Origin of the sequence: Paracoccus sp. (in: a-proteobacteria) (genome assembly GCF_046462195.1) — a bacterium.
Classification (GTDB): Bacteria; Pseudomonadota; Alphaproteobacteria; order Rhodobacterales; family Rhodobacteraceae; genus Paracoccus.
In genome coordinates this window covers 1-25393 of record NZ_JBKGUN010000030.1, presented here as the reverse complement: position 1 = coordinate 25393, position 25393 = coordinate 1, and the positions used below count along the sequence as shown (strand labels likewise).

Annotated in this window: 22 protein-coding genes; 6 read left to right on the top strand and 16 right to left on the bottom strand. The window is 65.7% G+C overall.

Annotation, left to right across the window (positions count from 1 at the left end):
- The 6 genes from ACLHHB_RS01920 to ACLHHB_RS01895 form a co-directional block, all read right to left on the bottom strand.
- Positions 1-657: ABC transporter permease (locus ACLHHB_RS01920; RefSeq protein WP_410216592.1), on the bottom strand; the 657-nt coding region annotated here is incomplete at its 3' end.
- A 107-nt stretch (positions 658-764) separates the two neighbouring features.
- On the bottom strand, positions 765-2363 hold the full coding sequence (locus tag ACLHHB_RS01915; protein WP_410216590.1) for an ABC transporter substrate-binding protein: 1599 nt from the start codon (positions 2361-2363) through the stop codon (positions 765-767).
- Between the two features lie 117 nt (positions 2364-2480).
- Positions 2481-3779: a TRAP transporter large permease gene (locus tag ACLHHB_RS01910; RefSeq protein WP_410216589.1), complete on the bottom strand. Its 1299-nt coding sequence runs from the start codon at positions 3777-3779 to the stop codon at positions 2481-2483.
- A gap of 3 nt (positions 3780-3782) precedes the next feature.
- On the bottom strand, positions 3783-4295 hold the full coding sequence (locus tag ACLHHB_RS01905) for a TRAP transporter small permease (RefSeq protein WP_410216588.1): 513 nt from the start codon (positions 4293-4295) through the stop codon (positions 3783-3785).
- Entirely contained in the window at positions 4295-5263 is a 969-nt protein-coding gene (locus tag ACLHHB_RS01900; protein WP_410216587.1) for a TRAP transporter substrate-binding protein, read from the bottom strand. Before ACLHHB_RS01900 ends, ACLHHB_RS01905 begins: the two co-directional genes overlap by 1 nt.
- 30 nt (positions 5264-5293) lie before the next feature.
- The gene (locus ACLHHB_RS01895) at positions 5294-6412 is read right to left on the bottom strand and encodes a glycoside hydrolase family 105 protein (RefSeq protein WP_410216586.1); all 1119 of its coding nucleotides are present in this window, start codon (positions 6410-6412) and stop codon (positions 5294-5296) included.
- Positions 6413-6618: 206 nt separating this feature from the next.
- Here ACLHHB_RS01895 and kdgR point away from each other — a divergent pair, with 206 nt between their 5' ends.
- On the top strand, positions 6619-7401 hold the full coding sequence (gene kdgR, locus ACLHHB_RS01890) for a DNA-binding transcriptional regulator KdgR (RefSeq protein ID WP_410216585.1): 783 nt from the start codon (positions 6619-6621) through the stop codon (positions 7399-7401).
- Here the strand turns inward: kdgR and ACLHHB_RS01885 are convergent.
- Genes ACLHHB_RS01885 through ACLHHB_RS01855 form a run of 7 tightly spaced genes read right to left on the bottom strand, consistent with a single transcriptional unit; the run spans position 7392 to position 14433 of the window.
- The gene (locus ACLHHB_RS01885; RefSeq protein WP_410216584.1) at positions 7392-8756 is read right to left on the bottom strand and encodes an FGGY-family carbohydrate kinase; all 1365 of its coding nucleotides are present in this window, start codon (positions 8754-8756) and stop codon (positions 7392-7394) included. The genes kdgR and ACLHHB_RS01885 overlap by 10 nt on opposite strands.
- Positions 8753-9067, bottom strand: coding sequence for an L-rhamnose mutarotase (rhaM, locus tag ACLHHB_RS01880; RefSeq protein WP_410216583.1), 315 nt, complete (start codon positions 9065-9067; stop codon positions 8753-8755). The genes ACLHHB_RS01885 and rhaM overlap by 4 nt, the downstream gene beginning before the upstream one ends.
- Positions 9067-10053 (bottom strand): ABC transporter permease, encoded by a 987-nt coding sequence (locus ACLHHB_RS01875; protein ID WP_410216582.1) that lies wholly within the window; start codon positions 10051-10053, stop codon positions 9067-9069. The genes rhaM and ACLHHB_RS01875 overlap by 1 nt, the downstream gene beginning before the upstream one ends.
- On the bottom strand, positions 10050-11018 hold the full coding sequence (locus tag ACLHHB_RS01870; RefSeq protein ID WP_410216581.1) for an ABC transporter permease: 969 nt from the start codon (positions 11016-11018) through the stop codon (positions 10050-10052). Before ACLHHB_RS01870 ends, ACLHHB_RS01875 begins: the two co-directional genes overlap by 4 nt.
- On the bottom strand, positions 11015-12550 hold the full coding sequence (locus ACLHHB_RS01865; protein WP_410216580.1) for a sugar ABC transporter ATP-binding protein: 1536 nt from the start codon (positions 12548-12550) through the stop codon (positions 11015-11017). The genes ACLHHB_RS01870 and ACLHHB_RS01865 overlap by 4 nt, the downstream gene beginning before the upstream one ends.
- Positions 12551-12606: 56 nt before the next feature.
- Positions 12607-13599: a rhamnose ABC transporter substrate-binding protein gene (gene rhaS / locus ACLHHB_RS01860; RefSeq protein ID WP_410216579.1), complete on the bottom strand. Its 993-nt coding sequence runs from the start codon at positions 13597-13599 to the stop codon at positions 12607-12609.
- A gap of 30 nt (positions 13600-13629) precedes the next feature.
- On the bottom strand, positions 13630-14433 hold the full coding sequence (locus ACLHHB_RS01855) for a DeoR/GlpR family DNA-binding transcription regulator (protein WP_410216578.1): 804 nt from the start codon (positions 14431-14433) through the stop codon (positions 13630-13632).
- 191 nt (positions 14434-14624) lie between these two features.
- On the opposite strand from ACLHHB_RS01855, the gene ACLHHB_RS01850 reads away from it, so the two are divergent.
- Both ACLHHB_RS01850 and rhaI read left to right on the top strand, forming a co-directional pair.
- Positions 14625-16721 (top strand): bifunctional rhamnulose-1-phosphate aldolase/short-chain dehydrogenase, encoded by a 2097-nt coding sequence (locus tag ACLHHB_RS01850; protein ID WP_410216591.1) that lies wholly within the window; start codon positions 14625-14627, stop codon positions 16719-16721.
- A gap of 3 nt (positions 16722-16724) precedes the next feature.
- Entirely contained in the window at positions 16725-17999 is a 1275-nt protein-coding gene (gene rhaI, locus ACLHHB_RS01845; protein WP_410216577.1) for an L-rhamnose catabolism isomerase, read from the top strand.
- Between the two features lie 39 nt (positions 18000-18038).
- On the opposite strand, the gene ACLHHB_RS01840 is transcribed toward rhaI, so the two are convergent.
- Both ACLHHB_RS01840 and ACLHHB_RS01835 read right to left on the bottom strand, forming a co-directional pair.
- Positions 18039-19181, bottom strand: coding sequence for a CaiB/BaiF CoA transferase family protein (locus ACLHHB_RS01840; protein ID WP_410216576.1), 1143 nt, complete (start codon positions 19179-19181; stop codon positions 18039-18041).
- Positions 19181-20380, bottom strand: coding sequence for an acyl-CoA dehydrogenase (locus ACLHHB_RS01835; RefSeq protein WP_410216575.1), 1200 nt, complete (start codon positions 20378-20380; stop codon positions 19181-19183). The genes ACLHHB_RS01840 and ACLHHB_RS01835 overlap by 1 nt, the downstream gene beginning before the upstream one ends.
- A 97-nt stretch (positions 20381-20477) precedes the next feature.
- Here ACLHHB_RS01835 and ACLHHB_RS01830 point away from each other — a divergent pair, with 97 nt between their 5' ends.
- From ACLHHB_RS01830 to ACLHHB_RS01820, 3 genes are all read left to right on the top strand, one after another.
- Positions 20478-21374 carry a LysR family transcriptional regulator gene (locus ACLHHB_RS01830; protein ID WP_410216574.1) on the top strand — a complete coding sequence of 299 codons (897 nt, stop codon included), beginning with the start codon at positions 20478-20480 and terminating at the stop codon, positions 21372-21374.
- Between the two features lie 184 nt (positions 21375-21558).
- A complete protein-coding gene (locus tag ACLHHB_RS01825; protein WP_410216573.1) occupies positions 21559-22560 on the top strand; it encodes a TerC family protein in 1002 nt (333 codons plus the stop codon).
- A gap of 252 nt (positions 22561-22812) precedes the next feature.
- The gene (locus tag ACLHHB_RS01820) at positions 22813-23979 is read left to right on the top strand and encodes an AI-2E family transporter (RefSeq protein WP_410216572.1); all 1167 of its coding nucleotides are present in this window, start codon (positions 22813-22815) and stop codon (positions 23977-23979) included.
- Positions 23980-24018: 39 nt separating this feature from the next.
- Here ACLHHB_RS01820 and ACLHHB_RS01815 read toward each other — a convergent pair whose 3' ends face one another.
- The gene (locus ACLHHB_RS01815; protein WP_410216571.1) at positions 24019-25221 is read right to left on the bottom strand and encodes a phosphoglycerate kinase; all 1203 of its coding nucleotides are present in this window, start codon (positions 25219-25221) and stop codon (positions 24019-24021) included.
- Positions 25222-25393: the final 172 nt, after the last annotated feature.

The following is a 25393-nucleotide window of genomic DNA, read 5'->3' as shown; positions in this document are numbered from 1 at the left end:
GCGGGTCATGCGGCTGATATAGGCGAGGCTGTAATAGCCCAGCAGGCTGGCCGGCAGGATGATGTGGGAAAACGCGTCGCGAAAGGCGGCCCAGTCCCCGGCGATCAGGCTGTCGACCAGGATCATCCCGGTCACGGAAGGAACCATGCCGTCATAGATGATGCCCTGCCGCCCCGGCCCGCCGACCCAGCCCAGGATGCCGTAAAAGACCAGCAGGCCCATCAGCCCCAGCCAGAAGATCGGCATCGAATATCCGACCAGCGCCACGACCCGCGCCACCTGGTCGATGACGCCGCCCCGGCGGGCAGCGGCGACCACGCCAAGGGGCACGCCGATGAAGACGCCGATCAGGGTTCCCAGGGTCGCCAGTTCGAAGGTTGCGGGAAAGACGCGCAGGATGTCGGTGCTGACCAGCTGCCCGGTCGAGATCGAGCGCCCGAAGTCACCCCGCAGCACGTCGCCGATATAGGTGAAGAACTGCACGACCAGCGGCTTGTCCAGACCCATGGCGACATAGGCCGCGTCGTACTGGGCCTGCGTCGCACGGTCGCCCACGACCTTGAGGACCGGGTCGATCGGCATGACGCGACCGATGATGAAGGTCACCAGCAACAGGCCCAACAGCGTCAGCGCCAGCGACAGCAGCGTGCCCGCAATGCTGCGGGCGCGCCTGCGACGCAGCGCGCGGCGGCCGGCGGGGTCGGGACGGTTCGCGCCGGGGATGGTGCCCCCGGCGCCCGTGGTGTCGGTCACGGACACGTGCCTTATTCGCCCTTTGTCACCTGGCGGTAGATGACGGAGGTCACGGCCCCGCCGCTCCACCAGTTCTGGACGTTGTCACGCAGGCCGACCTGCTCGATCCGCTGGAACAGCGGCACGATGGGAGCTTCGGCCTGGTACTGGCGCTGGATGTCCTGATACATGGCGGCGCGTGTCGCGGTGTCCTGTTCCAGCGTGGCCGCGATGGTGGCCTCGTTCATCTCGTCGGGCACGGCATAAGCGTTGCGCCAGGACAGGAGGCCCACGGCATTCGCCTCGTCGCTGTTGTCAGGGTTATAGGCAAAGGTCGAGGCATTGGTGTTCGGGTCCGAATAATCGGGGCCCCATTCGCCCAGAAAGATCGGCACCTCGCGCGCGCGATAGGCATCCAGCACCTGCGCGCCGGTCATCTGCTCAATGTTCAGGGTAAGGCCGACCTGCGCCATCGAGGCCTGCAGGGTTTGCGCCACGTCGATGTATTCGCGCAGGTCGCGCACGCGGGTGGTGATGGTGCCGCTCTCGATGCCGGCATCCGTCAGGATCTGGCGGGCCTTTTCGACGTCATAGGTCCAGGGCTGATCCTCCAGCACGCCAAGGTACCCCAGCGGCAGGAAGCTCTGATGCGTGATGAACTGCCCCTTGAGGAAGCTGTTGGCCATGCCCTCGTAATCGACCAAGTGCTTCATCGCCTCGATCACGGCGGGATTGGACAGCAGCTCGTTCTTCTGGTTCAGGCCCATGTAGAGGATCCGGCCGCGGGGCTGGTCCATGACCGTGACGCCTTCGACCGCCGTGATCGATTCAACATCCGTCGGCGTCAGGTTGCGCGCCACGTCGATGTCGCCCTGCTCCAGCAGCAGCCGCTGGGCGCTGGATTCGGCCACGTTGCGCACGATGACGCGCTTCATGTCGGGCGCGCCCTGCCAGTAATCCTCGTAGGCGGTCAGCTGCACCTGCTCGTTCGGGCGCCAGGCGGCCAGAACATAGGCGCCCGACCCCGCCTCGTTCGTGTTCAGCCAGGCGTTGCCCAGATCACCGTCCTGTTCATGCGACAGGACCAGTTCCTTGTCCACGACGCTGGCGATGTTTGCAGTCAGGCAGTTCAGCACAAAGGACGGCGCATAGGGCTTGTCCAGCGTCAGGGTCAGGGTGTTGCCCTCGGCCGTGATGTTCTGTTCGACATTGTCGGCGGTGAAGCCGAACTGAGTCAGGATAAAGGCCGGGGTCTTGTCCAGCCTGACGGCGCGCTGCAGCGACCAGGCGGCGTCGGCGGCCCGGACCGGGTTGCCCGAATGGAAGGTCGCGTCCTCACGCAGGGTGAAGGTGATGGACAACCCGTCCCCGGACACTTCCCAGCTTTCAGCCAGGGACGGCTTGAAGCCCGCTTCCGGGTCCAGCGGGTCGAAATCGACCAGCCGGTCATAGGTGTTGTTGTTCACGTCGTTGCCCGCGAACTCGAAGCTTTGCGCCGGGTCAAGGCTGATGATGTCGTCGATCGTGTGGGCCACGACCAGCGTGTCGGCGGGTGTTTCCGCCCATGCGGCGGGCGCGGCGGCAAGGGCCGAGGCCAGAAGGATGGCGCGGGTGGTCATTCGGATGGTCATGGTGAAAATCCCTGTGCGTTGGGTGCCTCCGTCTTCTGGCGGAGTTGCATGCCATGCAGCCTGACCCAAGCGCAGGCGGCTTGCAAGTCCCGCGACGCGGTGCCTGCGGGCCGCCCCTTACAGGCCGAACTGGCGCGGCAGCCACAGGGTCAGCGCCGGCACATAAGTCACCAGCATCAGCACCGCCAGCAGCAGCAGATAGAACGGGCCAAGGGCGCGGACCGCGGTTTCCACCCGGACGCGGGCAACGCCTGCGCCCACGAAAAGGCCAGTTCCCACCGGAGGCGTGATCGTGCCGATCGCCAGGTTGAAGATCATGATCACGCCGAAATGCACGGGGTCATAGCCGACCTTCTGCGCGATGGGCAGCAGGATGGGGGTAAAGATCAGGATGGCCGGCCCCATGTCCATGAAGCAGCCCACGACCAGCAGCACGACGTTGATGATCAGCATCACCATGATCGGATCCTGCGACAGTCCCAGGATCAGCGATGTCACCGCCGCGGGGATGCCCGTGAAGGCCATCGCGAAGCTGAGCGCGGCCGATGCGGCCAGCAGCAGCATGATCGTGCCCGTCATCTGCACCGTTTCCATCAGAAAGCCGGGCAATGCGCGCAGGGGAACGGTGCGGTGGATCACGAAGGCCAGCAGCATGGTATAGATGACGGCAATGCCAGACGCCTCGACCGCCGTCACGACGCCCCCCATGATGCCCCCGATGATCAGCACGATCAGCATCAGGCTGGGCAGCGCGCGGCCCACGACACGCAGGGCCTCGCGCGGGGCGATGCGTCCGGCGACCGGCCAGCCGCGACGGCGCGCGATGATCGCGGTCAGGATCATCATGCCCACGCCCCACAGCGTGCCCGCCACGGCACCGCCCAGGAACAGCGCCCCGATCGACGCCCCGCCCGCCACCAGCGAATAGATGATGAAGGCGGTCGAGGGCGGGATCAGCATCCCCGTCGGAGCCGAGGCGATGTTGACCGCCGCCGCAAAGCCCGGGTCATAGCCTTCGCGTTTCTGCATGGGCACCATCACGCCCCCGATGGAGGTCGAGGCCGCGATGGCCGACCCCGAGATGGAGCCGAACAGCATGTTGCCGGCGATGTTGGTCTGGGCCAGCGATCCGGGGATGCGTCCCGCGATCAGCTTGGCGAAATCCACCAGCCGCACCGCGATTCCGCCCGAATTCATGATGACCCCCGACAGGATGAAGAACGGCACCGCCAGCAGCGAAAAGCTGTCGAGGCTGGCCAGCATCTTCTGGGCCGAGGTGAACAGCGCCATGTCGAAGGGCACGACCAGCAGCACCGCCGCGATGGCCGCCGCCGTGATCGACAGGGCCAGCGGAATGCCCAAGGCCGTCAGGACGCCAAAGACCGAGATCAGGATCAGGCTGGCGGGACCGGCCATGGTTCATTCCCCCATCAGTTCGGCCTGCCGGTCCGCATCCGCGTGATGCGTACGCCCCTGCAGCAGGTCGATCAGGTTCAGAAGGCTGTAAAGGATCATCAGCCCGCCGCTGACGGGCAGCGACAGATACACCCAGCTCATCGGGATGCGCATGACCGCGCTGGTCTGGCGCGCGGCGATGTTGACGCCCTTCATGCCGCCCCAGATCAGCACGATGCCCGCAAAGACCACAAAGGCCAGCGCCACCAGCGCATCGAGGCGCAGCCGGCCGCGCCCGGACAGGCGGTCGCGCAGCATGTCCACGCTCATGTGGCTGCCGCGGCCGGTGGCATAGGCGGCCCCCAGAAGCGACATCCAGATCACGCCATAACGCAGGATCTCCTCGGTCACCGAGGAGGGCGCGTTCAGGGCATAACGGCTGATGACCTGCCATGCCAGGACGGCGACCAGCGCCAGCAGAAGGCTGCAGCACAGGGTGCCCAGGATCAGGTCCAGCCCGCGCCGCAGCCTGTCCATCACTGGGCCCCGGCGTCGCGGATGGCGGTGACGACGGTGGCCGTCTCGCCCTGCAACTCGTCATACATCGGCTGGACGGCCTCGCGGAAGGGCGCGATGTCGACCTCGTGGAAGGTCACGCCGAACTGGTCGGCCGACTCCTTGGCCGCTGCCTCGACGGCCGCGTCCCAGACCGTTTTGTGGAAATCGGTCGACTCCTGCGCGGCCTCGGTGACGGCGCTGCGGTGTTCCTCGGACAGGCGATCCATCGCGGCGGTGCCGATCAGCAGGATGTCGGGGATGCGGCTGTGGCCGTCCTCGCTGTAATGCTTGGCCACCTCGGCATGGCGGGCGATGGTCAGCGCGAACTCGTTGTTCTCGGCCCCGTCCAGGACGCCCTGCTGCAGCGAGGTATAGACCTCGGCCTGGCCCATGGCGACGGGCGTGGCACCCAGCAGTTCGGTCATGCGGATGGCGGTCGGGCTTTGCAGCACGCGGATCTTGAGGCCCTTCAGGTCCTCGACCGTCTCCACGGGCTTGTTCACGGTGTAGAAGTTCCGCGCACCCGAGTTGTAATAAGTCAGCCCCAGGAAGCCCAGGTCGCGGGTCGACTCATAGATCGGCTGCATGATGGCCGCGTCATCCATCACCCGGTAGAAATGGTCCTGGTCGTCGAACAGGTAGGGCATCGGAAAGACGCCATAGACCGGCGCGAAACTCTCCAGCAGGCCGCCCGACACCTTAGTCATGTCCAGCGCGCCGCCCTGCACCATCTCGACCATCTCGCGTTCGCCGCCCAGCTGACCGTCGGGAAAGAACTGGACGGTCACCGCGCCGCCGGTCTTTTCTTCGACCAGTTCCGCGAACTTCTGCATCGCCTCGACCGTGGGGGTCGCGTTCTGGGCATAGCCAAAGCGCAGCGTCTCGGCCTGGGCTGCGCCCGAGGCCAGGATCAGTGCAAGGGCCGTCATCGTCGTCATGCGGGTCATCATGTCTCCTCCTCCAAGGACAATGGCGCGTCAGATATAGCCGCGCAGGTATTCGGCCAGCGCCAGCATCGCCATCGCCTGCCCGTAGGGCATCGAGGTCTGCTTGATCTGGCGGTAATAATCGAGGTCGCTGCCCATCGCCGTGCCAAAGGACACGTTCTGCAACTCGCCTTCCGGGCTGATGTTGTCGATCACTGCGCGGATGGCACGCTCGGCCACGGGGGCGTAATCGGCGGGCAGGTAGCGGCGCCGCACGCCCTTCAGCAGGCCATAGGCAAAGCCGGCCGCGGCCGAGGTTTCCAGATAACTGTTCCTGTCGTCCAGCAGCGTGTGCCAAAGACCGCTCTCGTCCTGCGTGTTGCGCAACGCGGCGGCCTGCCGGTTGAACAGCGACAACAGGTGACGGCGGGTCGGGTCACCCTCGGGCAGGTTCAAGAGTTCGATGAACTCGGGGATCACGATGGTGATCCAGCTGTTTCCCCGCGCCCAGAGCGCGCGGGCAAAGTTGTGGTTGCCGTCAAAGGTCCAGCCGTGGAACCACAGGCCCGACTGCGTGTCGGCCAGATACTGTGCGTGCAGCAGGAACTGGTACTTGGCCTCTTCCACGTAATGCGGGCGGTTCAGCACCAGGCCGATCTTGGCCAGCGGCATCACCGACATCATCAGCGTGTCGTCCCACAGCTGCTGGTCGTTCACGCTGTTGTAGACGATATGCTGCAGCCCCCCTTCGCGGGTGCGCGGCATCTCGTGCATGACCCATTCGGCCCATGTGTCCAGATAAGGCTCCCACATCGGGTTGCGGTCGCGTTCGTAAAGATGGGCCAGCGTCAGGAAAGGGGCGACGGTGTTGATGTTCTTGGTGGGGGTGCCTTCGGACAGGCGGGCGTCGAACCAGTCGCGGATGATGCCCATCGCCTTGTCGCTGCCGGTCTGCTGCCAGTAATGCAGCAGGCCGTAAAGGCCGATGCCATGGGTCCATTCCCAGCCGGCCCAGCCCTTGGTGTCGATCACGCGCCCATCTTCCAGCCTCAGCAGGAACTCTCCGGTTTCGTCGGAAATGTTCACGAGGTTGTCGGCCAGACGCTCGATCAGCGTGGACACCTCGGCCCGCGAGATGAAGCGTTCCTTCTGCCGCAGAAGCGGATGCATGATGATCTTTCCTTCCCTTCAAACTTTCGGAACAGCGTTCCGGAATTGAAGGAACCATACTCTGAATACCAAATCAACTCCTAAGTCTCGGTCTGACGCAGAAGATAGATGCCTGTCCCTGCTGAGCTTTTGGCTCTTCTAACCATCGCTTGACACAGTTTCCCAAAATTTCCAGAATGGTGTTCCGAAAATCAGCGGATGCAATCATGGCCGAAAAATTCCAGAAGACCGAGAATGCCGCCGCCGTGCTCAAGGTGTTCGCGGTGCTCGAATCGCTGGCCGAGGAGCGGCGCGCCAGTCTGGCGGACATCGCGCAGCGTGCCATGACCTCGAAAACGACCGCGCATCGCCTGCTGCAGACCATGGTGGATCTGGGTTATGTCGAACAGGAGGCCGACAGCGAAAAATACGGGCTGACGCTGAAACTGTTCGGGCTGGGCGCGCGCATCCTTCGCGGCCAGCAGGACCTGCTGCGTGCCTGCGACCGGGAAATGGGCAAGCTGTCGCGCGCCACGGGCGAATCGATCAACCTGGGGGTCATGGACGATTTCGACCAGCGCGTGGCCTATATCCACAAATACGACTCGGCCTATACGCTGTCGATGCAATCGACGCTGGGCAAGCGGAACCCACTGCACTCGACCTCGCTGGGCAAGGCGCTGCTGGCCTTTCGCGACGATGACGAGATCCGCGAGCGTATCGCGGCCATGGACCTCAAGAAACTCGCCCCGCGCACGATCACCGACCCTGCGCGCCTGTTCGACGAGCTTATGGAAACGCGCGCGCGCGGCTATTCCGAGGAGATCGAGGAAAGCGAGGCAGGGGTGCGCTGCATGGCGGCGCCCGTGCTGGATCACGCGGGCAAGTCGGTGGCGGCGATCAGCATTGCCGTGCCGATGGTGCGTTTCGACGAGACGCGCAAACCCGAGTTCGTGCGCCTGCTGACCGAAGCGGGACGCGGTGCCTCGGCCTCTCTGGGCTATGGCTGACACCCGACCCGCTCGCTCCACCGGAGGGCATGGACACACAGGGCCTCCGCATGGTCGGGCCTCGGCCAGTCCCGCGTCGCGGGGGCCGTGGCCTGCGGCAGGCACAGCAGGGCCGCGCCGACCGAGGTGCCGGTGGCCGAACCCGCCACCTCGACCCCGCCGTCGCGCAGGACCGCCAGCATGTCCAGGAAATCGCCGTTGCGCGCAAAGGGACCCTCGATGATCGCGGGACCCTCTGCGCCGATCAGGTCCAGGCAGGTGGAGGTCATCAATGCCAGATACCACGACAGCGCCACCATCCGTTGTCCGTCCGAGGCCGGTTCCGCCGTCCAGGACATCCGGCGACCCTGGAACGGGCCCGAGCCCGGCTCGACCGCCGGAAGCAGCATGACACCTTTTTCCAGAACCCCTGCACGATCCGCATCGGCGGGTTGCGCGTCGCTGCCGGCGCGGATCATCTCGAACTCTCGCCCGCCCATGAACCGGGCCGAGGGGACGGGTTGTCCCAGCGCGTTCACATTGACCAGCGTATCGCGCGCAGGGTCCAGCGCCCCCGCCCTTCCCCCGATTGCCATGGCCACGACCCATGTTCCGGTCGACACCACCGAGAACGGCACCGACCGCCCCAGCACATGCGGATAAAGCGAGGCGTTGCTGTCATGGATGCCCACGGCAACCGGCGTGCCCGCCGGAATGCCAGTCGCGGCGGCCGCATCCGCCGTCAGCCCGCCCAGCACCTCGTTCGAGCGGCGCGCGGGCGCGATCAGACCGTCCAGGTCCAGCGCCTCGACCAGCGATGAAAACCGGCCCTGCCACGGGTCCCAAAGGTCGGTGTGGCAGCCGAGCGAGGTGACGTCGCTGGCCAACTCACCCGTCAGCCGCAAGCCCCAGTATTGCGGATAGGTCACGATATGCGCCACGCGGGTCCGCAGGTCGGGCTGCGTCGCGAACAGCCAATGCAGCTGCGCGCCCAGGTTCAACCCCATCGGCAGGCGCGGCGAACCTGTCTGCGCGAAAGCCGGACGCAAATCGTCGAACTGCGCGGACAGGTCATCGGGACCGGGATGTTCGTAATCCAGCATCGGCACCGCGACCCGGCCCTGCGCGTCCAGCAGCACCGCTGCCGCGCCATGGGTCGTGACGGAGATCGCGTCGATCCCGTGGCTGGCCTGAAACTGTGCCAGTCCCTTCAGGAAGAACTGCCAGTGCCCCTCCAGATCGACATGCGGCCATGGCGGCCCCGGCAGCGGGCGGTTCGGGCGGGTCAAAACGGCAACCTCGTCCAGAGTGTCGCCATCGACCAGCGCCAGCTTGGCATTCGTCTTGCCGATATCGATGACGGCGATGCGGCTCATGGCAGGTGGAACATCGGCACCAGAGGAACCGACACCGGTTCGTTGTCCGGATGCGTCGCCATGATATCGGCCATATGCGCCCACCAGCGCTGCATCACCGGATGGTTCGGCAGATCGTCCATGCCATGGTCGTCGCGCCGCCACAGCACCCCAAACAGCGCGTTCGTGTCAGGGTCGAGGTGGATCGAGTAATCCTCGACCCCCGCCTCCTTGAGCAACGCGACTAATTGGGGCCAGATCGCGTCGTGGCGGCGGCGGTATTCATCCGCACAGCCGGGGTTCAGCGTCATGCGGAACGCGTGTTTCTGCATCATCTCCTCCGCAGCATGGTCAGCAGGCGCGGCACGGCGATCACGCCGATCAGCAGCGCGCCCAGAATGATGGACATCACGATGCCCGGCACGTTCAGCAGCCCCAGGCCGAAGGTCACCAGCCCCAGGATGAAGGCCGCCAGAACCACGCCGGGGATGGTGCCGGACCCGCCCAGAATGCTGACGCCGCCCAGGACGACGATGGTCACGACCTCGAGCTCGAACCCCGAGGCGATCGAAGGACGGGTCGAGCCGAGGCGCGAGGTCAGGCAGATCGCGGCGATTCCGCTCATCAGGCCGGTCAACAGGAACAGGATGAAGCGGATGCGGTCCACGCGGATGCCGGAAAACCGCGCGGCGGTGGCATTGTTGCCGATGGCATACACGCTGCGGCCAAAGCTGGTGCGGTGCAGCAGCAGGCCAAAGACCAGAGCCGCCGCGGCAAAGATCACCAGTTCGACCGTGATGACCCAGCCGACATATCCCTGTCCGAACCAGGCGAAGCTGGCGGGATAACCGGTCACGGCCCCGTCGCCCAGGACGATATAGCTGATGCCGCGGAACAGGCTCATCGTGCCGATGGTCACCACAATCGAGGGCAGGCCGAAGCGCGCCACCAGCAGGCCGTTGAAGGCGCCGCAGGCCAGCCCGGTCCCGAGGCCGAGCGCCACCAGCACCGACGTCGGCGCCCCTGCCGTCACGGCCATGCCCATCACGGTCGAGGCCAGCGCGATGATCGCGCCGACGGACAGGTCGATCTCTCCGGCCACGATCAGCATCGCCATCGCGAAGGCGATCATCGCCTTTTCAGTAAAGTTGAAGGTGGCGTCCGACAGGTTCCACGGGTCCAGGAAATAGGGCGAGGCCATGGCATTCAGGATAAAGATCGCGATGGCCACGACCAGCAGCAGCATTTCCCAGCTTTTCAGAACGCGAGAGGCCGGGCTGGTCAGGCGGTCAGGAATATGACGGGTCGTGGCTGTCATGTCCGCACCTCGGCGCGTTTCAGGATGATGCGGCCGGGGTCGCGGCGGCGAGCGTTGAAGGCGATGGCGATCAGGATGGCCGCGCCGGAGATCGCCATCTGCCAGAAGGGCGAGATGCCGACGACCGGCAGGGCGTTCTTGATGATGCCCAGGAACAGCGCGCCCATAACGGCGCCCGCAACGGTGCCCGCACCGCCCGCGATGGCGATGCCGCCGATCACGCAGGCCGCCACCACGTCCAGCTCGAACCCGCCCGCGATGTCCACATAAGCGACGGCATAACGGGCAACCCACAGGTATCCTGTCAGCCCCGCCAGCGCCCCCGACAGGACAAAGGCCGCGAACTGCGTCCGCCCGACCGAGATGCCGGTGTACACGGCCGCATGCGGATTGCCGCCCACGGCATAGAACGCCCGCCCCAACGGGGTCCGCGTCATCAGCACGGCCACCAGCACGACCACCACGACGGCGATCCAGGCCATGACGGGCAGGCCCGCGATCATCTGGCGCGGGAAGGCCTTGAAGCCCTCGCTCATCTGGTGGGCGTTGATCCAGGCCCCGTTGGTCATCAGAAAGATCGACCCGCGATAGATGGTCATGGTGCCAAGCGTCACGACGATGGACGGGATGCCCAGCTTCCAGACCAGCACGCCGTTCAGCGCGCCCAAGGCCGCGCCCAGCACCACGACCGCCAGCAGGATCAGCGGCAGCGGCACGCCGGCCCCGTTCATCAGCGCCGCCACCATACCGCAGAGCGCCAGGTTCGCTGCGATCGACAGGTCGATGCACTTGGTCAGGATGACCGCCATCTGGCCAAGCGCCAGCAGGATCAGCGGCGAGGTGTCCGTGAACACCCGCGCCAGGTTCGCGGGCGCGATGAAACCGGGAAAGCGGCTAGCGATCAGGGCCAGCAGCGCCAGGATCGCCAGGGCCAGGATCGCCTCGCGAGATTTCAGCAGGCTCATGCGGCCTCTCCCCGGGCGGGGCGGTCGATGCCGACGGCGGCGCGGACCAGGTTTTCGGGCGTCATGTCGCGGCCCGTGAATTCGGCGGCGATGCGCCCTTCGCGCATGACGATGACCCGGTCGGACATGCCCAGCACTTCGGGGATCTCGCTGCTGACCATGATGACGGCCAGCCCTTCGGCGGCCAGTTCGGACATGAAGTCATGGACGGCGGCCTTGGAGCCGATGTCGATGCCCTTTGTCGGCTCGTCCAGAATGATGACGCGGGGCCGGGTGGCCAGCCATTTGGCAATGACCACCTTCTGCTGATTGCCGCCCGACAGCAGGGCGATATCCTGGTCCAGGCTGGCCGCCCGCAGGTCCAGCCGCTGCGTGTAGTCGCGCGACAGCTTGAACTCCTCGGCCAGCCGCAGAAAACCGCCCCGGCTGGTGCGCGACAGCGAGGGCAGCGTGACGTTCTGAAAGATCGGCAGCCCCTTGACGGCACCCTGCCTGCCTCGATCCTCGGGGACATAAACGATGCCGGCATCCACCGCCTGCGCGGTCGTGCGGATGACGCGCACATCGCCCGCGATCCGGCAGGCGCCCTTCGATGGCTGGGTGATGCCGAACAGCGCCTGCATCACCTCGGACCGGCCCGCCCCGACAAGGCCGTAAAAGCCCAGGATCTCGCCCCGGTGCAGGGTGAAGGTGATGTCCTCGAACTCGGTCGGGTGGCAGTATCCGGCCACGGTCAGGACCGGCGGGCCGATCTGGGCTGGGCGCTTGGGATAGATCTGGTCGACGCTGCGGCCGACCATCATGCGGACCAGATCGGCCTCGGTCACGTCGGCCATCATGCCCTCGCCCACGAACTGCCCGTCGCGAAAAACGGTCCAGCGGTCGGCGATGCGAAAGATCTCGTCGAACTTGTGGCTGATGAAGAGGATCGCCTTGCCCTGACGCTTGAGCTTCTCGACCAGTTCGTAAAGCTCGGCGATCTCCTTGTGCGACAGCGCGGCGGTGGGTTCGTCCATGATGACGACGCGGGCGTCGATGGACAGCGCACGTGCGATGGCGACCAGATGCTTGCTGGCGATCCCCAGGTCGCGCAGCCGCGCATCCGGGTCCAGATCGGCGCCGATGCCCTGCAGGATGGCGCGCGCCCGATCCCGCATCGTGCGGCGGTCGATCAGGCCCAGGCGGGTGCGGGGGGCGTGGCCGATGAAGATGTTCTCGGCCACCGTCATCTCGTCGAACAGGACCGTTTCCTGGTGGATCGCCGTCACCCCCGCCTGCCCTGCCGCCTGCGCGGTGGGAAAGGTCACGGGCCGGCCGTCGACCATGATCCGCCCCTCGTCGGGCTGATGGATCCCGGTCAGCAGCTTGACGATGGTGGATTTGCCCGCCCCGTTTTCGCCGATCAGGGCGGTCACCTGCCCGGCATGCAGCTCCAGCCGCACGCCGTCCAGCGCGCGTACGCCGGGGAATGTCTTGACGATGCCGTCAAGCGACAGCACGGGGCCGGCCGCGGCCGGAGTTTGAACCTGCATGAAACATGTCCTGGGAAAGGAGGGCCCCGGCGCATCACGCGCCGGGGCGGGCAGCATCAGAAGATCGAGCTGAACTCGTCGATGTTGCTGGCGTCATAGGTGAAGGGGTCAGCCATCGCGGCCTCGGTGTTGTCGTCCAGCGTGACCTCGCCCATGCGGCCCAGCGAGATGGTCGCGCCCGGCGCGGCCTCGACCTCGTCCTTGGCCAGGTGATAGGCCGCCATGGTCGCCGAGTATCCCAGGTCGATCGGGTTCCAGATCGCAAAGCTTTTCGACGCACCGGATTTGACATGGCCCGCCATTTCGGACGGCAGGCCGAGGCCGGTCACGTTGACCTCGCCGATCTTGCCGGCATCGGTGACCGCCTGCGCGGCGGCGACGATGCCCACGCTGGTCGGCGCGATGATCGCCTTGAGGTTCGGATGGCTCTGCATCAGGCCTTGGGCCTCGCGATAGGACTTGTCGGCCAGGTCGTCGCCATAAACCGTCGCCACGACATTGATGCCCGGATAGTCGCCCTTGACCTTGTTCATCTCCTCGATCCAGGTGTTCTGGTTGGTCGAGGTCGTGGTGGCCGACAGCACCGCCACGTCGCCGCCCTCGGGCAGGTGGTCGGCGGCCAGCTTGATGATCGTGTTGCCGATCAGGGGGGCCGAGGACGGGTTCAGCTGCATCTGGCGGCCTTCCGGGGCCACGCCCGAATCCCAGCTGATGACCGTGATGCCGCGATCCATCGCGCGCTTCAGCGCCGGTACCAGTGCGTCGGTGTCGTTGGCGCTGATGGCGATGGCGTCCACGCGCTGCGCGATCAGGCTGTTGATGACCTCGATCTGGCCTTCGGCGGTGGTGTCGGTGGGGCCGGTATAGATGATCTCGACACCGCCCAATTCGGCCGCCGCCTCCTGGGCGCCCTTGTTGGCGGCCTCGAAGAAGCCGATGCCCAGCGCCTTGGCGACCAGCGCGATGCGCATGTCCTCGGCCTGCGCCGCCCCCGCGCCCAGCACCGAGGCGAGGGCGGCGGTTGTCATGATCTTTCTCAGGATGCTCATATGTTCCTCCCTTAAGAACGTTTCCGCGCTTTACTCCTCGGCGCGTTTCTTTCTTGCCTGCGCGACCGGGGCCACGATCAGGCGAATTTCCGCGGACTGCAGCATCTGCGCGGCCCGGTCCTCGATCCCGTCATCGGTGATGACCGTGTGGATGCGCGACAGCGGGCACAGCAGCAGGCTGGAGCGCTGGCGAAACTTGGAACTGTCGGCCAGCACGACCAGCTCGTCCGCCTGACCGATCAGCTTCTGCTCGGCCTGAACCAGCAGCGGGTCCCCCTCCATCAGTCCCAAGGGCCCGAGGCCGCGGCAGCCCATGAACATGCGGCGCGCGTGGAAATGGTTGCTGCCATCGGCGTCAAAGGGCGACAGGATGATGTTCTGTTCGCGATAGATCGCGCCCGCCGGCACCAGCACCGTGTTGCGCGACTGTTTCAGCAGATGTTCGGCGATCGGAAAGCTGTTGGTGAAAACCTGCAGCCGCTTGGCCGTCAGCGGATGGACCATCTGGAAGGTCGTCGTGCCGCCGTTGATGATGATCGCGTCGCCGTCCGCGCACAGATCGACCGCCGCCTGCGCGATGGCCCGTTTCTGTGCGATGTTGACGGCCTGATCCAGCGCAAAGGGCCGTGCATTGATGCCCGCGAACTGCGAAGGCGCGATGGCCTCGGCCCCGCCCCGGATGCGCCGCAGTTTCTTCGCGACATGCAGCTGCGCAATGTCGCGGCGCACAGTCGCCTCGGACGCGCCGGTCAGGCTGCACAGGTCGGCCACCGTCACGACCGGGCGTTCCTGCACGGCTGACAGAATGATGCGATGGCGTTCCGTTTCCAGCATGGTTTCCCCTCGTCCCATATCTCAGCTTCCATCAGTTTCGCGCAATGTCAATCATAAATGATCGCATGAACAGTTTCTGCACCTGCATAATGATTGTGTTTGATCGTTTCTGATTGACTTTGGAGGATTGCTGCGCCTAATCGGACAAAGGCGCGCGGCCTCATGCCGCCACGAGGGAGAGAGCCATGACCATGACCCTGACCGCCAACCGGCTGGAAAACCTGTGGGATGACGCGAAGGCCGCGTCGATGAGCGAATCGGAAAAGCTGCTGTATCGGTCGAACCTGCTGGGTTCGGACAAGCGCGTCACCAATTACGGCGGCGGCAACACATCCGCCAAGGTGATGGAAACCGACCCCCTGACGGGGGAACAGGTCGAGGTGCTGTGGGTCAAGGGCTCGGGCGGGGACATCGGGTCGATGAAGATGGACGGCTTCTCGACCCTTTACATGGACAAGCTGCGGGCGCTGAAGGGCAAGTATCGCGGCGTGGCCCATGAGGACGAGATGGTGGGCTACCTGCCCCACTGCACCTTTGCGCTGAATCCGCGCGCGGCCTCCATCGACACGCCGCTGCACGCCTATGTCCCCCGCAAGCATGTGGATCACGTCCATTCGGATGCGATCATCGCCATCGCCGCCTCGGTCAACTCGCGTGAGTTGACGGCCGAGATTTTCGGCAACGACATCGGCTGGCTGCCCTGGAAGAAGCCCGGCTATGAATTGGGCCTGTGGCTGGAAAAGCTGGCGACCGAGAATCCGCAGATGCGCGGCGCGGTGCTGGAAAGCCACGGCTTGTTCACCTGGGCCGACGACGCCAAGGACTGCTACCTGACCACGCTGGAGATCATCAACAAGGCGGCGGCCTGGCTGGAAGACCGCACCCAGGGCAAGCCCGCCTTCGGCGGCGTCAAGGTGCCCACGCTGGACGCCCCGCAGCGCCGCGACATCGCCGCCCGCCTGATGCCGGTCATCCGCGGGCTGATCTCCAAGGACCGCCACAAGGTCGGGCATTTCGACGACCAGCCCGCCGTGCTGGAGTTCGTCGGCTCGAATGCGCTGGAGACGCTGGCGCCCATGGGCACCTCCTGTCCCGACCATTTCCTGCGCACCAAGATCCGCCCGCTGGTGGTCGATTTCGACCCCGCGAACCCCGATCTTGATGCCACCATTGCCGGGCTGGGCAATGCCGTCGCCGCCTATCGTGACGATTACGCCGCCTATTACGACCGCTGCAGGAAGCCCGACAGCCCGGCCCTGCGCGATCCGAATGCGGTTGTTTACCTGGTTCCCGGCGTCGGCATGCTGACTTTCGCGCTGGACAAGGCCACGGCCCGCGTCTCGGCCGAGTTCTACGTGAACGCGATCAACGTGATGCGCGGCGCCAGCGCCGTCAGCACCTATCAGGGCCTGCCCGAGCAGGAGGCCTTCGACATCGAATACTGGCTGCTGGAGGAGGCCAAGCTGCAGCGCATGCCCAAGCCGAAGTCGCTGGCAGGCCGGGTGGCGCTGGTCACCGGCGGCGCGGGCGGCATCGGGGCGGCCACGGCGGAACGTTTCCTGCGCGAAGGCGCCTGTGTCATGCTGGCCGACATCGACGCGAACGCGCTGCAGACCGCGCATGACGGGTTGGCCGGCAGCTTTGGCCGCGACGTGGTCCGCAGCGTGCAGATGAACGTCACCGACGAAACCCAGGTTGCCCGGGCCTATGCCGAGATGGCGGTCGAGTTCGGCGGCATCGACATCCTGGTGTCGAATGCGGGCATCGCCTCGTCCGCCCCCATCGAGGAGACCTCGCTGGCGCTGTGGAACAAGAACATGGACATCCTGTCCACGGGCTATTTCCTGGTCAGCCGCGAGGCGTTCAGGACCTTCCGGGCGCAGGACATCGGCGGTTCGGTGATCTTCGTGGCGTCCAAGAACGGCCTCGCCGCCAGCCCCAACGCCAGCGCCTATTGCACCGCCAAGGCGGCCGAGATCCATCTGGCCCGCTGCCTGGCGCTGGAAGGGGCCGAAGGCGGCATCCGCGTCAATGTGGTGAACCCCGACGCCGTCCTGCGCGGATCGCGCATCTGGGAAGGCGAGTGGCTGGACCAGCGGGCCAGCACCTATGGCACCGACAAGGAGGGGCTGGAGGAGATGTACCGCAACCGCTCGATGCTGAAGCGGTCCGTCCTGCCCGAGGATATCGCCGAGGGCGCGTATTTCTTTGCCTCCGACCTGTCCGCCAAATCGACGGGCAACATCCTCAACGTGGACGCCGGCAACGTCCAGGCCTTCACGAGGTAAGCCATGATCGACAAGAGCATCATCGAGGCGCAGAACGACGCGCGCCGGGCCGACCTGACGGCCGACTACGACGCCCTTGGCGCGCGGCTTGCGCGCCGGGGGGTAGACATCGAGACGCTGGTGGCCCGCGCCATGGCCTTCGGCGTCGCGGTTCCCAGCTGGGGCACCGGCACCGGCGGCACCCGCTTTGCCCGCTTTCCGGGGGCGGGCGAGCCGCGCGGCATCATGGACAAGCTGGACAATTGCGGCGTGATCCACCAGCTGACCGCCGCCACGCCCAAGGTCAGCCTGCACATCCCGTGGGACAAGGAAGACCCGGCGCTGCTGCGCGAAAAGGCCGAGGAGGTCGGGCTGGGCTTTGACGCCATGAACTCGAACACGTTCCAGGACCAGCCGGACCAGGCGCACAGCTACAAGTACGGCTCGCTGTCCCACACGGATGCGGCCACCCGCCGGCAGGCCGTCGAGCACAACCTGGAGTGCATCGAGATCGGGCAAGCCATCGGGTCACGCGCGCTGACGGTGTGGATCGGGGACGGGTCGAACTTTCCGGGCCAGACTTCGCTTTCGCGCCAGTTCGACCGCTATCTGGAGGCGATGAAGCAGGTCTATGCCGGGCTGCCGGAGGACTGGAGGATCTTCTCCGAACACAAGATCTATGAGCCGGCCTTCTACTCGACCGTCGTGCAGGACTGGGGCACCAGCCTGATGACCGCGCAGGAACTGGGCCCCAAGGCGCAGTGCCTGGTGGACCTCGGCCACCACGCGCCGAACGTCAACATCGAGATGATCGTCGCGCGCCTGATCCGGGCGGGCAAGCTGGGCGGGTTCCACTTCAACGACAGCAAGTATGGCGACGACGACCTGGACGCCGGCACGATCGAGCCCTTCCGCCTGTTCCTGGTCTTCAACGAGCTGGTCGAGCTGGAGGACAGGCCGGGCTTGGACCTGTCGCACATGATCGACCAGAGCCACAACGTCACCGACCCGATCGAGAGCCTGATCGTCTCGGCCTGCGAGATCCAGCGCGCCTTTGTTCAGGCCAGCCTTGTGGACCGCACCGCGCTGGAAGGGTTCCGCGACAGCAATGATGCGCTGATGGCGGCGGCCACCCTGCGCGCCGCCTTTCGCACGGATGTGGAGCCGATCCTGCAGATGGCGCGCCAGCGCGCCGGAGCGGCCATCGACCCCGTCGCGGCCTATCGCGCCTCGGGCTGGCGGGCCAAGGTCGCGGCGGAACGTCCCAAGGTCACGGGCGGCGGCGGCGGGATCGTCTGACCCTTCGCACCCGCCCCCAATGGGGCGGGCGCCATTCGTTCATTCGGAAAAGCGCCAGCATCCATTGTCCAGCGTCGGGCTGGCGCGGTCCAGCGACATGGAACTGCGGGAAAACCGCAACGGCGTGCGCAGTCCGGCCACGCCCTCTGGATGAATGACGAGGTCACGCGCGACGATCTGCGGATCTGCCAGCGCCTCGTGAACCTGATTGATCGGACCGCAGGGCACCCCTGCGGCGGTCATCCCGTCGATCAACTGCTGCCGGCTGCGGCGGGCCGTGCGCTGGTTCAACGCCTCGACCAGCCGCTCGCGCTGCGCCACGCGGCCCGCATTCGTGGCAAGCTCCGGATCCTGGCCAAGCTCCGGGCAATCCAGAACCCTGCACAGGGCCGCGAATTGCCGGTCATTGCCGCAGGCAATCACCACATGGCCGTCCTGCGCCGGAAAAACCTGATAAGGCACGATGTTTGGATGCGCGTTCCCCAATCGGGTGGGCTGCAACCCGCCCAGCAGGTGATTGGTCGCCTGATTGGCCAGGGCGGCCACCCCGCAATCCAGCAGCGACAGGTCCAGGTGCTGTCCCTGCCCTGACCGCGCCCGCTCGGCCAGCGCCGCCTGCACGCCGATCACGCCGTAAAGGCCCGTCAGGATGTCGATCCAGGCGACGCCGATCTTCTGGGGCTGACCTTCGGGGCTCCCCGTCAGGTCCATGATGCCGCACATGCCCTGGATCATGAAGTCGTAACCCGGCTGCTGCGCACGAGGACCGTCCTGCCCGAAACCTGTCACCGAGGCATAGACCAGCTCCGGATTGCGTGCCGAGACGCTGGCATGGTCCAGGCCGAACCGCGCCAGCCCGCCGACCTTGAAGTTCTCGATCAGCACATCCGCCTGATCGATCAGCGCCTTCAGCCGCGCCAGATCGTCTGCATCGGCAAAGTCGCAGGTGACCGAGGTCTTGCCGCGGTTGGCCGCGTGGAAATAGGCGGCCACGCGTTCGGTGCCGCCATCCGGCAAGGGCCGCTCGATGAAGGGCGGGCCCCAGCTGCGGGTGTCGTCGCCCCCCGGGGCCTCGACCTTGATGACCTCTGCGCCCAGATCCGCCAGCGTCTGGCCGATCCAGGGACCGGCCAGAATGCGCGCCAGTTCGACGACCTTCAGGCCCTTGAAGGGCGCGTCCATCAGCCGAACGCTTGCAGGCCGGTCTGCGCGCGGCCCAGGATCAGCGCATGGACATCATGCGTGCCCTCGTAGGTGTTCACCGTTTCGAGGTTCTGGGAATGGCGCATCACGTGATATTCGATCTGGATGCCGTTGCCGCCATGCATGTCCCGCGCCATCCGCGCGATGTCCAGCGCCTTGCCGCAATTGTTGCGCTTGACGATCGAGATCATCTCGGGGGCAAAGCGGCCATCGTCGAACAGCCGCCCGACGCGCAGGCTGGCCTGCAGGCCCAGGGCGATCTCGGTCTGCATGTCGGCCAGCTTCTTCTGGTACAGCTGGGTCGCGGCCAGGGGGCGATTGAACTGCTTGCGGTCCATCCCGTAGCGGTGGGCGCGCAGCCAGCAATCCTCGGCCGCACCCATGACGCCCCAGCTGATGCCATAGCGCGCCCGGTTGAGGCAGCCGAAGGGGCCGCCCATGCCCTCGATGCCGGGCAGCAGGGCGTCTTCGGACACCTCGACATCTTCCATCACGATCTCGCCGGTGATCGAGGCGCGCAGGCTCAGCTTGCCGCCGATCTTGGGGGCGGAAAGGCCCTTCATGCCCTTTTCCAGAACAAAGCCGCGCACCTTGCCCCCATGCGCCTCGGACTTGGCCCAGACAACAAAGACATCCGCGATCGGACTGTTCGAGATCCACGTCTTGGCCCCGTTCAGGCGATAGCCGCCGTCGATGGCAACCGCGCGGGTGCGCATGCCGCCGGGGTCCGAACCCGCGTCGGGTTCCGTCAGGCCAAAGCAGCCGATCCCTTCGCCGCTGGCCAGCCTGGGCAGATACTTCCGCTTCTGCTCCTCGGAACCATAGGCAAAGATCGGGAACATCACGAGCGATGACTGCACCGACATCATGCTGCGATAACCGCTGTCGATCCGCTCAACCTCGCGCGCGACAAGGCCATAGGCGACATAGGACGCCCCTGCCCCGCCATATTCCTCGGGCACCGTCACGCCCAGCAGGCCCGCCGCACCCATCTCGCGAAAGATCTCGGGGTCGGTTTCCTCGTTCAGATAAGCGTTCTCGATCCGCGGCAGCAGGCGGTCTGTGGCAAAGGACGCGGCGGCATCGCGGATCATCCGCTCATCCTCGGTCAGCTGGTCGTCCAGCAGGAACGGGTCCTGCCAGTTGAAGCTCGCGCCCTTGTGGGATTGTCCGGCCATTCGCCTTCTCCTCTGCATTCCTTGCGCCCTGTTCTAGCGCCTTGACAGCGGAAGGAAACGGATATGATCGTATGAGATCATTCCAAACGGGAATATCATGCGCGCCCGGCGGTTCATGCCCTCGCTCAACCTGCTGATGGCCTTCGATGCCGTCATCCGCCACGGATCGGTCACGGCGGCGGCGGACGAACTGGCCCTGACGCAAAGTGCTGTCAGCCGCCTGGTGCAGACGCTGGAGGCGCAGCTGGGCTGCATCCTGTTCCTGCGCGAACGCAAGCGGCTGGTCCCCACCGCCTCCGCCCTGGGCTATCAGCGCGACATCGCCCGTGCGCTGGACATGATCCAGAGCGCCTCGATGAATGTCGTTACCAACCCCAAGGGCGGGACGCTGTCCCTGGCGGTATTGCCCACCTTTGCCACGCGTTGGCTGGGGCCGCGGCTGGCGCCTTTCCTGACCGCGCATCCGGGCATCTCGGTCACGCTGTCGACGCGGATCCAGCGCTTCGACTTTGACACGTCGCCTTTTGACGCCGTCATCTTCTACGGGATGCCGGACTGGCCGCGCGCCGATCATCTGGAACTGTTTCCGGAACGGCTGACGGCCTGCGCCGCGCCGGATTTCCTGCAGCGGCACCCGATCACCGCCCCCGGCGATCTGGACGCGCTGCCGCTGATGCACCTGGAAAGCCGCATCGATGCGTGGAGCGACTGGTTCCGGGGCCAAGGCGCGCAGCCGCGGACCGCCTCCGGCATGCGGATGGACACGTTCTCGATGATGGTGCAGGCCGCCATCTCGGGGATCGGGGTCGCGCTGCTGCCCGACTATCTGGCGCAGATCGAGATCAGCGAGGGCCGCCTGCACCCGATCCTGCGCCCTGCCGTGCCGGCCGGTGGCAGCTATTGGCTGGCCTGGCCGGAAACGCGGCGCGATCACGGGCCGATCGCCGCCTTCAGCGACTGGATGCGGCGGATCGCCCTGGCCGAAACAGCATGAATTTTACCGATGCGGGGGCTTGCCCAAACCCGGCCTTGCCGCCATCTTCCTTTCTTGCGGGACCGGGCCCCTCTGGCGGTGTGATCATTCGATCCTCCGTGATGTCGGACCGCATCGAGCGTGCTCGGTGCGTCGGCGGCCCAAACCCCACGCCCTGCACGATGGCATCATTCGCGAGGGCATCGTGGAATTTCTTCTTCTCCTGTTTCTGGGCAAGCCGCTGTGGATGTGGCTGCTGTTCATGGCGCTGGTCATTGCGCTCCTGATCTTCGACCTCGGCATCCTGAACAAGGACGACCATGAGATCGGTATCGGCGAAAGCCTCAGGCTGTCGGCGATGTACATCAGCCTTGGGCTGGCCTTTTCGGGCTTCATCTACTGGCAGATGGGCGGCGAGGCGACGGCGCAGTACCTGACGGCCTTTATCGTCGAGAAAACGCTGGCGATGGACAACATCTTCGTCATCGCGCTGATCTTCAGCTTTTTCGCCATTCCGCGCCAGTACCAGCACCGCGTGCTGTTCTGGGGCATCCTGGGCGTGATCCTGCTGCGCGGCATCATGATCGGGCTGGGTGTCACCATTGTCGAACATTACCACTGGGTTCTGTACCTGTTCGCGGCTTTCCTGATCTTTACCGGCATCAAGATGCTGTTCGCAGGCGATCAGCCGCATGACATGGCCGACAACAGGCTGCTGGCCTTCCTGCGCCGGCGCATGCGGGTGACGGACCATCTGCAGGGGCACGCCTTCATCGTGCGCCAGCCCGACCCCAGAACGGGCAAGCTGGTCCGCCATGCGACGCCCCTGCTGCTGGCGCTGATCGTGATCGAGGTGGCGGACCTGGTCTTTGCCGTCGACTCGGTTCCGGCCGTGTTCACCATCACCACCGATCCCTACATCGTCTACACGTCGAACATCTTTGCGATCCTGGGCCTGCGGGCGCTGTATTTCGCGCTGGCCGCGATCCTGCACCGCTTCGCCTATCTCAAGTACGCGCTGTCGATCCTGCTGGTCTTCATCGGCTCCAAGATCTTCATCGCGGACCTGATGGGATGGGAAAAGTTTCCCCCGGCATGGTCCTTGGGCATCACCTTCGTGATCCTGACCATCGGCATCGTCGTGTCGCTGGCCAAGACCCGCGGCCACAAGCCCGAGCCACTGGCCTTTGGCGAACCCCGTCACTGATCCCCGGCGCCGCCCCACCGGGCGGGCCTTTCCTGACCGGCCATTGCAGGCCGCGACCTGAAGGGCTGGATCCGCGTTTTCGCCGTGACAGGTGCGGCCGGTCGCAGGGCGCGGCGATCACGGCTGCGACAGCAGGAAATCTCGTCATTACATTGTTCCCGATCACGGTACATATGGTCAAAGATCGAGAGATTCTCGCGACACACTTGCGCAACCTTCGGGCCCGACTGCCCCCTCACCCTGTGATCCCTGATGAGCAACCCGCCCTTTCCCGCGCAATCGCTGAAGCCAACCGGCCCAAGGGGCGCGGCGGACGACCCGCACCCTTTGCACCGCGGGCACCTGCGCCCGCTGGTCACCGACCTTTCCGCGGCGCGCTGGCTGCTTCTGGGCATCATCGCAGCGTCTATCTATTTCTTTCATGGCTTCCTGATCCCGGTTCTGGCCGCGACCATCATGGCGGTTGCCAGCTGGCGGGTCCGCAACCGGCTGACGCACAGGGTGGGACGGACCATGGCCGCCGCCGTGCTGGTCGTGGGGATCCTGTGCATCCTTGTCGTGCCGCTGTCGCTGGCGCTGACCTATGCCGTGGCCGAGCTGCGTCTCTGGATCCTGTGGGCCATCGACGTGAACAGCGCAGGAGAGCCGACACCGGCCTGGATTCGCGGCCTTCCCGCCATCGGCTCATGGGTCGATGAACAATGGCTGACCTATATCGGACGCCCCGGCGCCATCAGCGACGTGATGCAGGCGATCAACGGCTCCAACATCGCCTCGGTCTATCGCGGCGTCCTGACGGCCGGCAGCACGGCCTTTCACCTGGCGCTGAACATCCTGTTCACGCTGGTCGCGCTGTTCGTGTTCTACCGCGACGGCGAACAGATCGTGTCGCAACTGGACCGCGTCGGCACGCGCATCCTGGGCGCGCGCTGGTCGCGGATGTCGCGTGTCGTGCCGGCCACGATCAGCGCGACCGTCACGGGCATGACGCTGATCGCCATCGGCGAAGGGGTTGTCCTGGGGATCGCCTATTGGGTGGCGGGCGTGCCCTCGCCCGTGGTCTTCGGCGTGCTGACGGGCTTCATGGCGCTGATCCCCGGGGGTGCGCCCCTGTCCTTCACGCTGATCTCGGCCTATCTGGTTTTCAGCGGTTCGACCTTTGCCGGCATCGCGCTGTTCGTCTGGGGCACGGTCGAACTGTTCGTGGTGGACAAGACGATCCGCCCGGTGCTGATCGGGGGGCCGGTCAAGCTGCCCTTCCTGGCGACGTTCTTCGGGCTGGTCGGCGGCGTCAAGACGATGGGCCTCGTGGGTCTCTTCGTCGGACCCGTCCTGATGGCGCTGCTGATGACGATCTGGCGTGAATGGCAACGCGATGCCGCCGAGGCCGAACCCGAGGGTCCGCAGCGGCGTCCATAGGGAACGAGGCCACGATCGCGGCCCCGTCCTGTGCAACGATCAGCGTCTGGAGGCTTCGAGGGCCGCCACGCCGGGCAGGACCTTGCCTTCCATCCATTCCAGGAAGGCGCCGCCAGCGGTCGAGATGAAGGTGAAATCATCCGCCACGCCGGCCTTGTTCAGCGCCGCCACCGTGTCACCGCCCCCGGCGACCGAGATCAGCGTGCCCTGACGGGTCAGTTCCGCCGCATCCTTGGCGGCTGCGTTGGTGGCCGTGTCAAAGGGCTCGATCTCGAAGGCGCCCAGCGGGCCGTTCCAGATCAGCGTCTTGCAGGCCGACATCGCCTCGCGCAGCGCCTCAACCGTTTGCGGGCCGGCGTCCAGGATCATGGCATCGGCCGGGCACTGATCGACCGGCAGTGTTTCCGAGGCCGCGCCGGCCTTGAATTCACGGGCCACGACGATATCGACCGGCAAATGGATCTTGCAGCCGGTGGCCTGCGCCTTTTCGATGATGGCGCGGGCCGTGTCGGCCATGTCGCGTTCGGCCAGCGACTTGCCGACCTCGATCCCCTGGGCCACCAGAAAGGTATTGGCCATGCCCCCGCCAATCACCAGGTGATCGACCTTGGCGACCAGGTTCATCAGCAGGTCCAGCTTGGTTGAAACCTTGGCACCGCCCACCACGGCCATGACCGGCCGCTGCGGATTGCCCAACGCGGCGTCCAGCGCCTTCAGTTCGGCCTCCATCAGGCGGCCGGCACCCGCGTTCAGCAGGCGCGCGAGGCCTTCGGTCGAGGCATGCGCCCGATGCGCGGCCGAGAACGCATCGTTGACATAAGCCCCGCCCAGCGCCGCAAGGGATGCCGCAAAGGTCGCGTCGTTCGTTTCTTCACCGGCATGAAAGCGCGTGTTCTCCATCAGTGCGACCTGGCCCGGCTCCAGCGCCGCAACCACCCGCTTTGCCGCACCGCCGATGCAATCGTCGGCGAAAACGACCGGCTGGCCAAGGGCCTCCTCCAGGGCGGGCACGATCTGCTTCAGGCTCATGCTGTCGACGCGCTGGCCCTTGGGGCGGTCGAAATGCGCCAACAGGACCGGGATGCCGCCCCTGGCCTGGATGTCCTTGACCGTCGGCACGATCTTCTGGATCCGCGTCGCGTCGGTCACCCGCCCGTTGTCGACGGGCACGTTCACGTCAACGCGGGTCAGGACGACCTTTCCCTCAAGATCCAAGTCGTCGATGGTGTTGAACTTTGCCATGTCGCGTCCTTTTCGGGCTGTGAGGCTTCACAAAGGCTTGTTCCCGATGGAGGCCGTCACGTCAACTCCGCCATGGCGGGGCACGCGCAGGATGCCGCCTGCCGCCCCCGCTCACGGCTTCGAACATTGCCCTTCGCCCTGCAAGGACCTAGATCAGGGGTCGAACCTGGCA

Coding starts and splice junctions, on each gene's coding strand:
- ACLHHB_RS01915 (WP_410216590.1), bottom strand. CDS start 2,363: ATGACCATCCGAATGACCACCCGCGCCATCCTTCTGGCCTCGGCCCTT.
- ACLHHB_RS01910 (WP_410216589.1), bottom strand. CDS start 3,779: ATGGCCGGTCCCGCCAGCCTGATCCTGATCTCGGTCTTTGGCGTCCTG.
- ACLHHB_RS01905 (WP_410216588.1), bottom strand. CDS start 4,295: ATGGACAGGCTGCGGCGCGGGCTGGACCTGATCCTGGGCACCCTGTGC.
- ACLHHB_RS01900 (WP_410216587.1), bottom strand. CDS start 5,263: ATGACCCGCATGACGACGATGACGGCCCTTGCACTGATCCTGGCCTCG.
- ACLHHB_RS01895 (WP_410216586.1), bottom strand. CDS start 6,412: ATGCATCCGCTTCTGCGGCAGAAGGAACGCTTCATCTCGCGGGCCGAG.
- kdgR (WP_410216585.1), top strand. CDS start 6,619: ATGGCCGAAAAATTCCAGAAGACCGAGAATGCCGCCGCCGTGCTCAAG.
- ACLHHB_RS01885 (WP_410216584.1), bottom strand. CDS start 8,756: ATGAGCCGCATCGCCGTCATCGATATCGGCAAGACGAATGCCAAGCTG.
- rhaM (WP_410216583.1), bottom strand. CDS start 9,067: ATGCAGAAACACGCGTTCCGCATGACGCTGAACCCCGGCTGTGCGGAT.
- ACLHHB_RS01875 (WP_410216582.1), bottom strand. CDS start 10,053: ATGACAGCCACGACCCGTCATATTCCTGACCGCCTGACCAGCCCGGCC.
- ACLHHB_RS01870 (WP_410216581.1), bottom strand. CDS start 11,018: ATGAGCCTGCTGAAATCTCGCGAGGCGATCCTGGCCCTGGCGATCCTG.
- ACLHHB_RS01865 (WP_410216580.1), bottom strand. CDS start 12,550: ATGCAGGTTCAAACTCCGGCCGCGGCCGGCCCCGTGCTGTCGCTTGAC.
- rhaS (WP_410216579.1), bottom strand. CDS start 13,599: ATGAGCATCCTGAGAAAGATCATGACAACCGCCGCCCTCGCCTCGGTG.
- ACLHHB_RS01855 (WP_410216578.1), bottom strand. CDS start 14,433: ATGCTGGAAACGGAACGCCATCGCATCATTCTGTCAGCCGTGCAGGAA.
- ACLHHB_RS01850 (WP_410216591.1), top strand. CDS start 14,625: ATGACCCTGACCGCCAACCGGCTGGAAAACCTGTGGGATGACGCGAAG.
- rhaI (WP_410216577.1), top strand. CDS start 16,725: ATGATCGACAAGAGCATCATCGAGGCGCAGAACGACGCGCGCCGGGCC.
- ACLHHB_RS01840 (WP_410216576.1), bottom strand. CDS start 19,181: ATGGACGCGCCCTTCAAGGGCCTGAAGGTCGTCGAACTGGCGCGCATT.
- ACLHHB_RS01835 (WP_410216575.1), bottom strand. CDS start 20,380: ATGGCCGGACAATCCCACAAGGGCGCGAGCTTCAACTGGCAGGACCCG.
- ACLHHB_RS01830 (WP_410216574.1), top strand. CDS start 20,478: ATGCGCGCCCGGCGGTTCATGCCCTCGCTCAACCTGCTGATGGCCTTC.
- ACLHHB_RS01820 (WP_410216572.1), top strand. CDS start 22,813: ATGAGCAACCCGCCCTTTCCCGCGCAATCGCTGAAGCCAACCGGCCCA.
- ACLHHB_RS01815 (WP_410216571.1), bottom strand. CDS start 25,221: ATGGCAAAGTTCAACACCATCGACGACTTGGATCTTGAGGGAAAGGTC.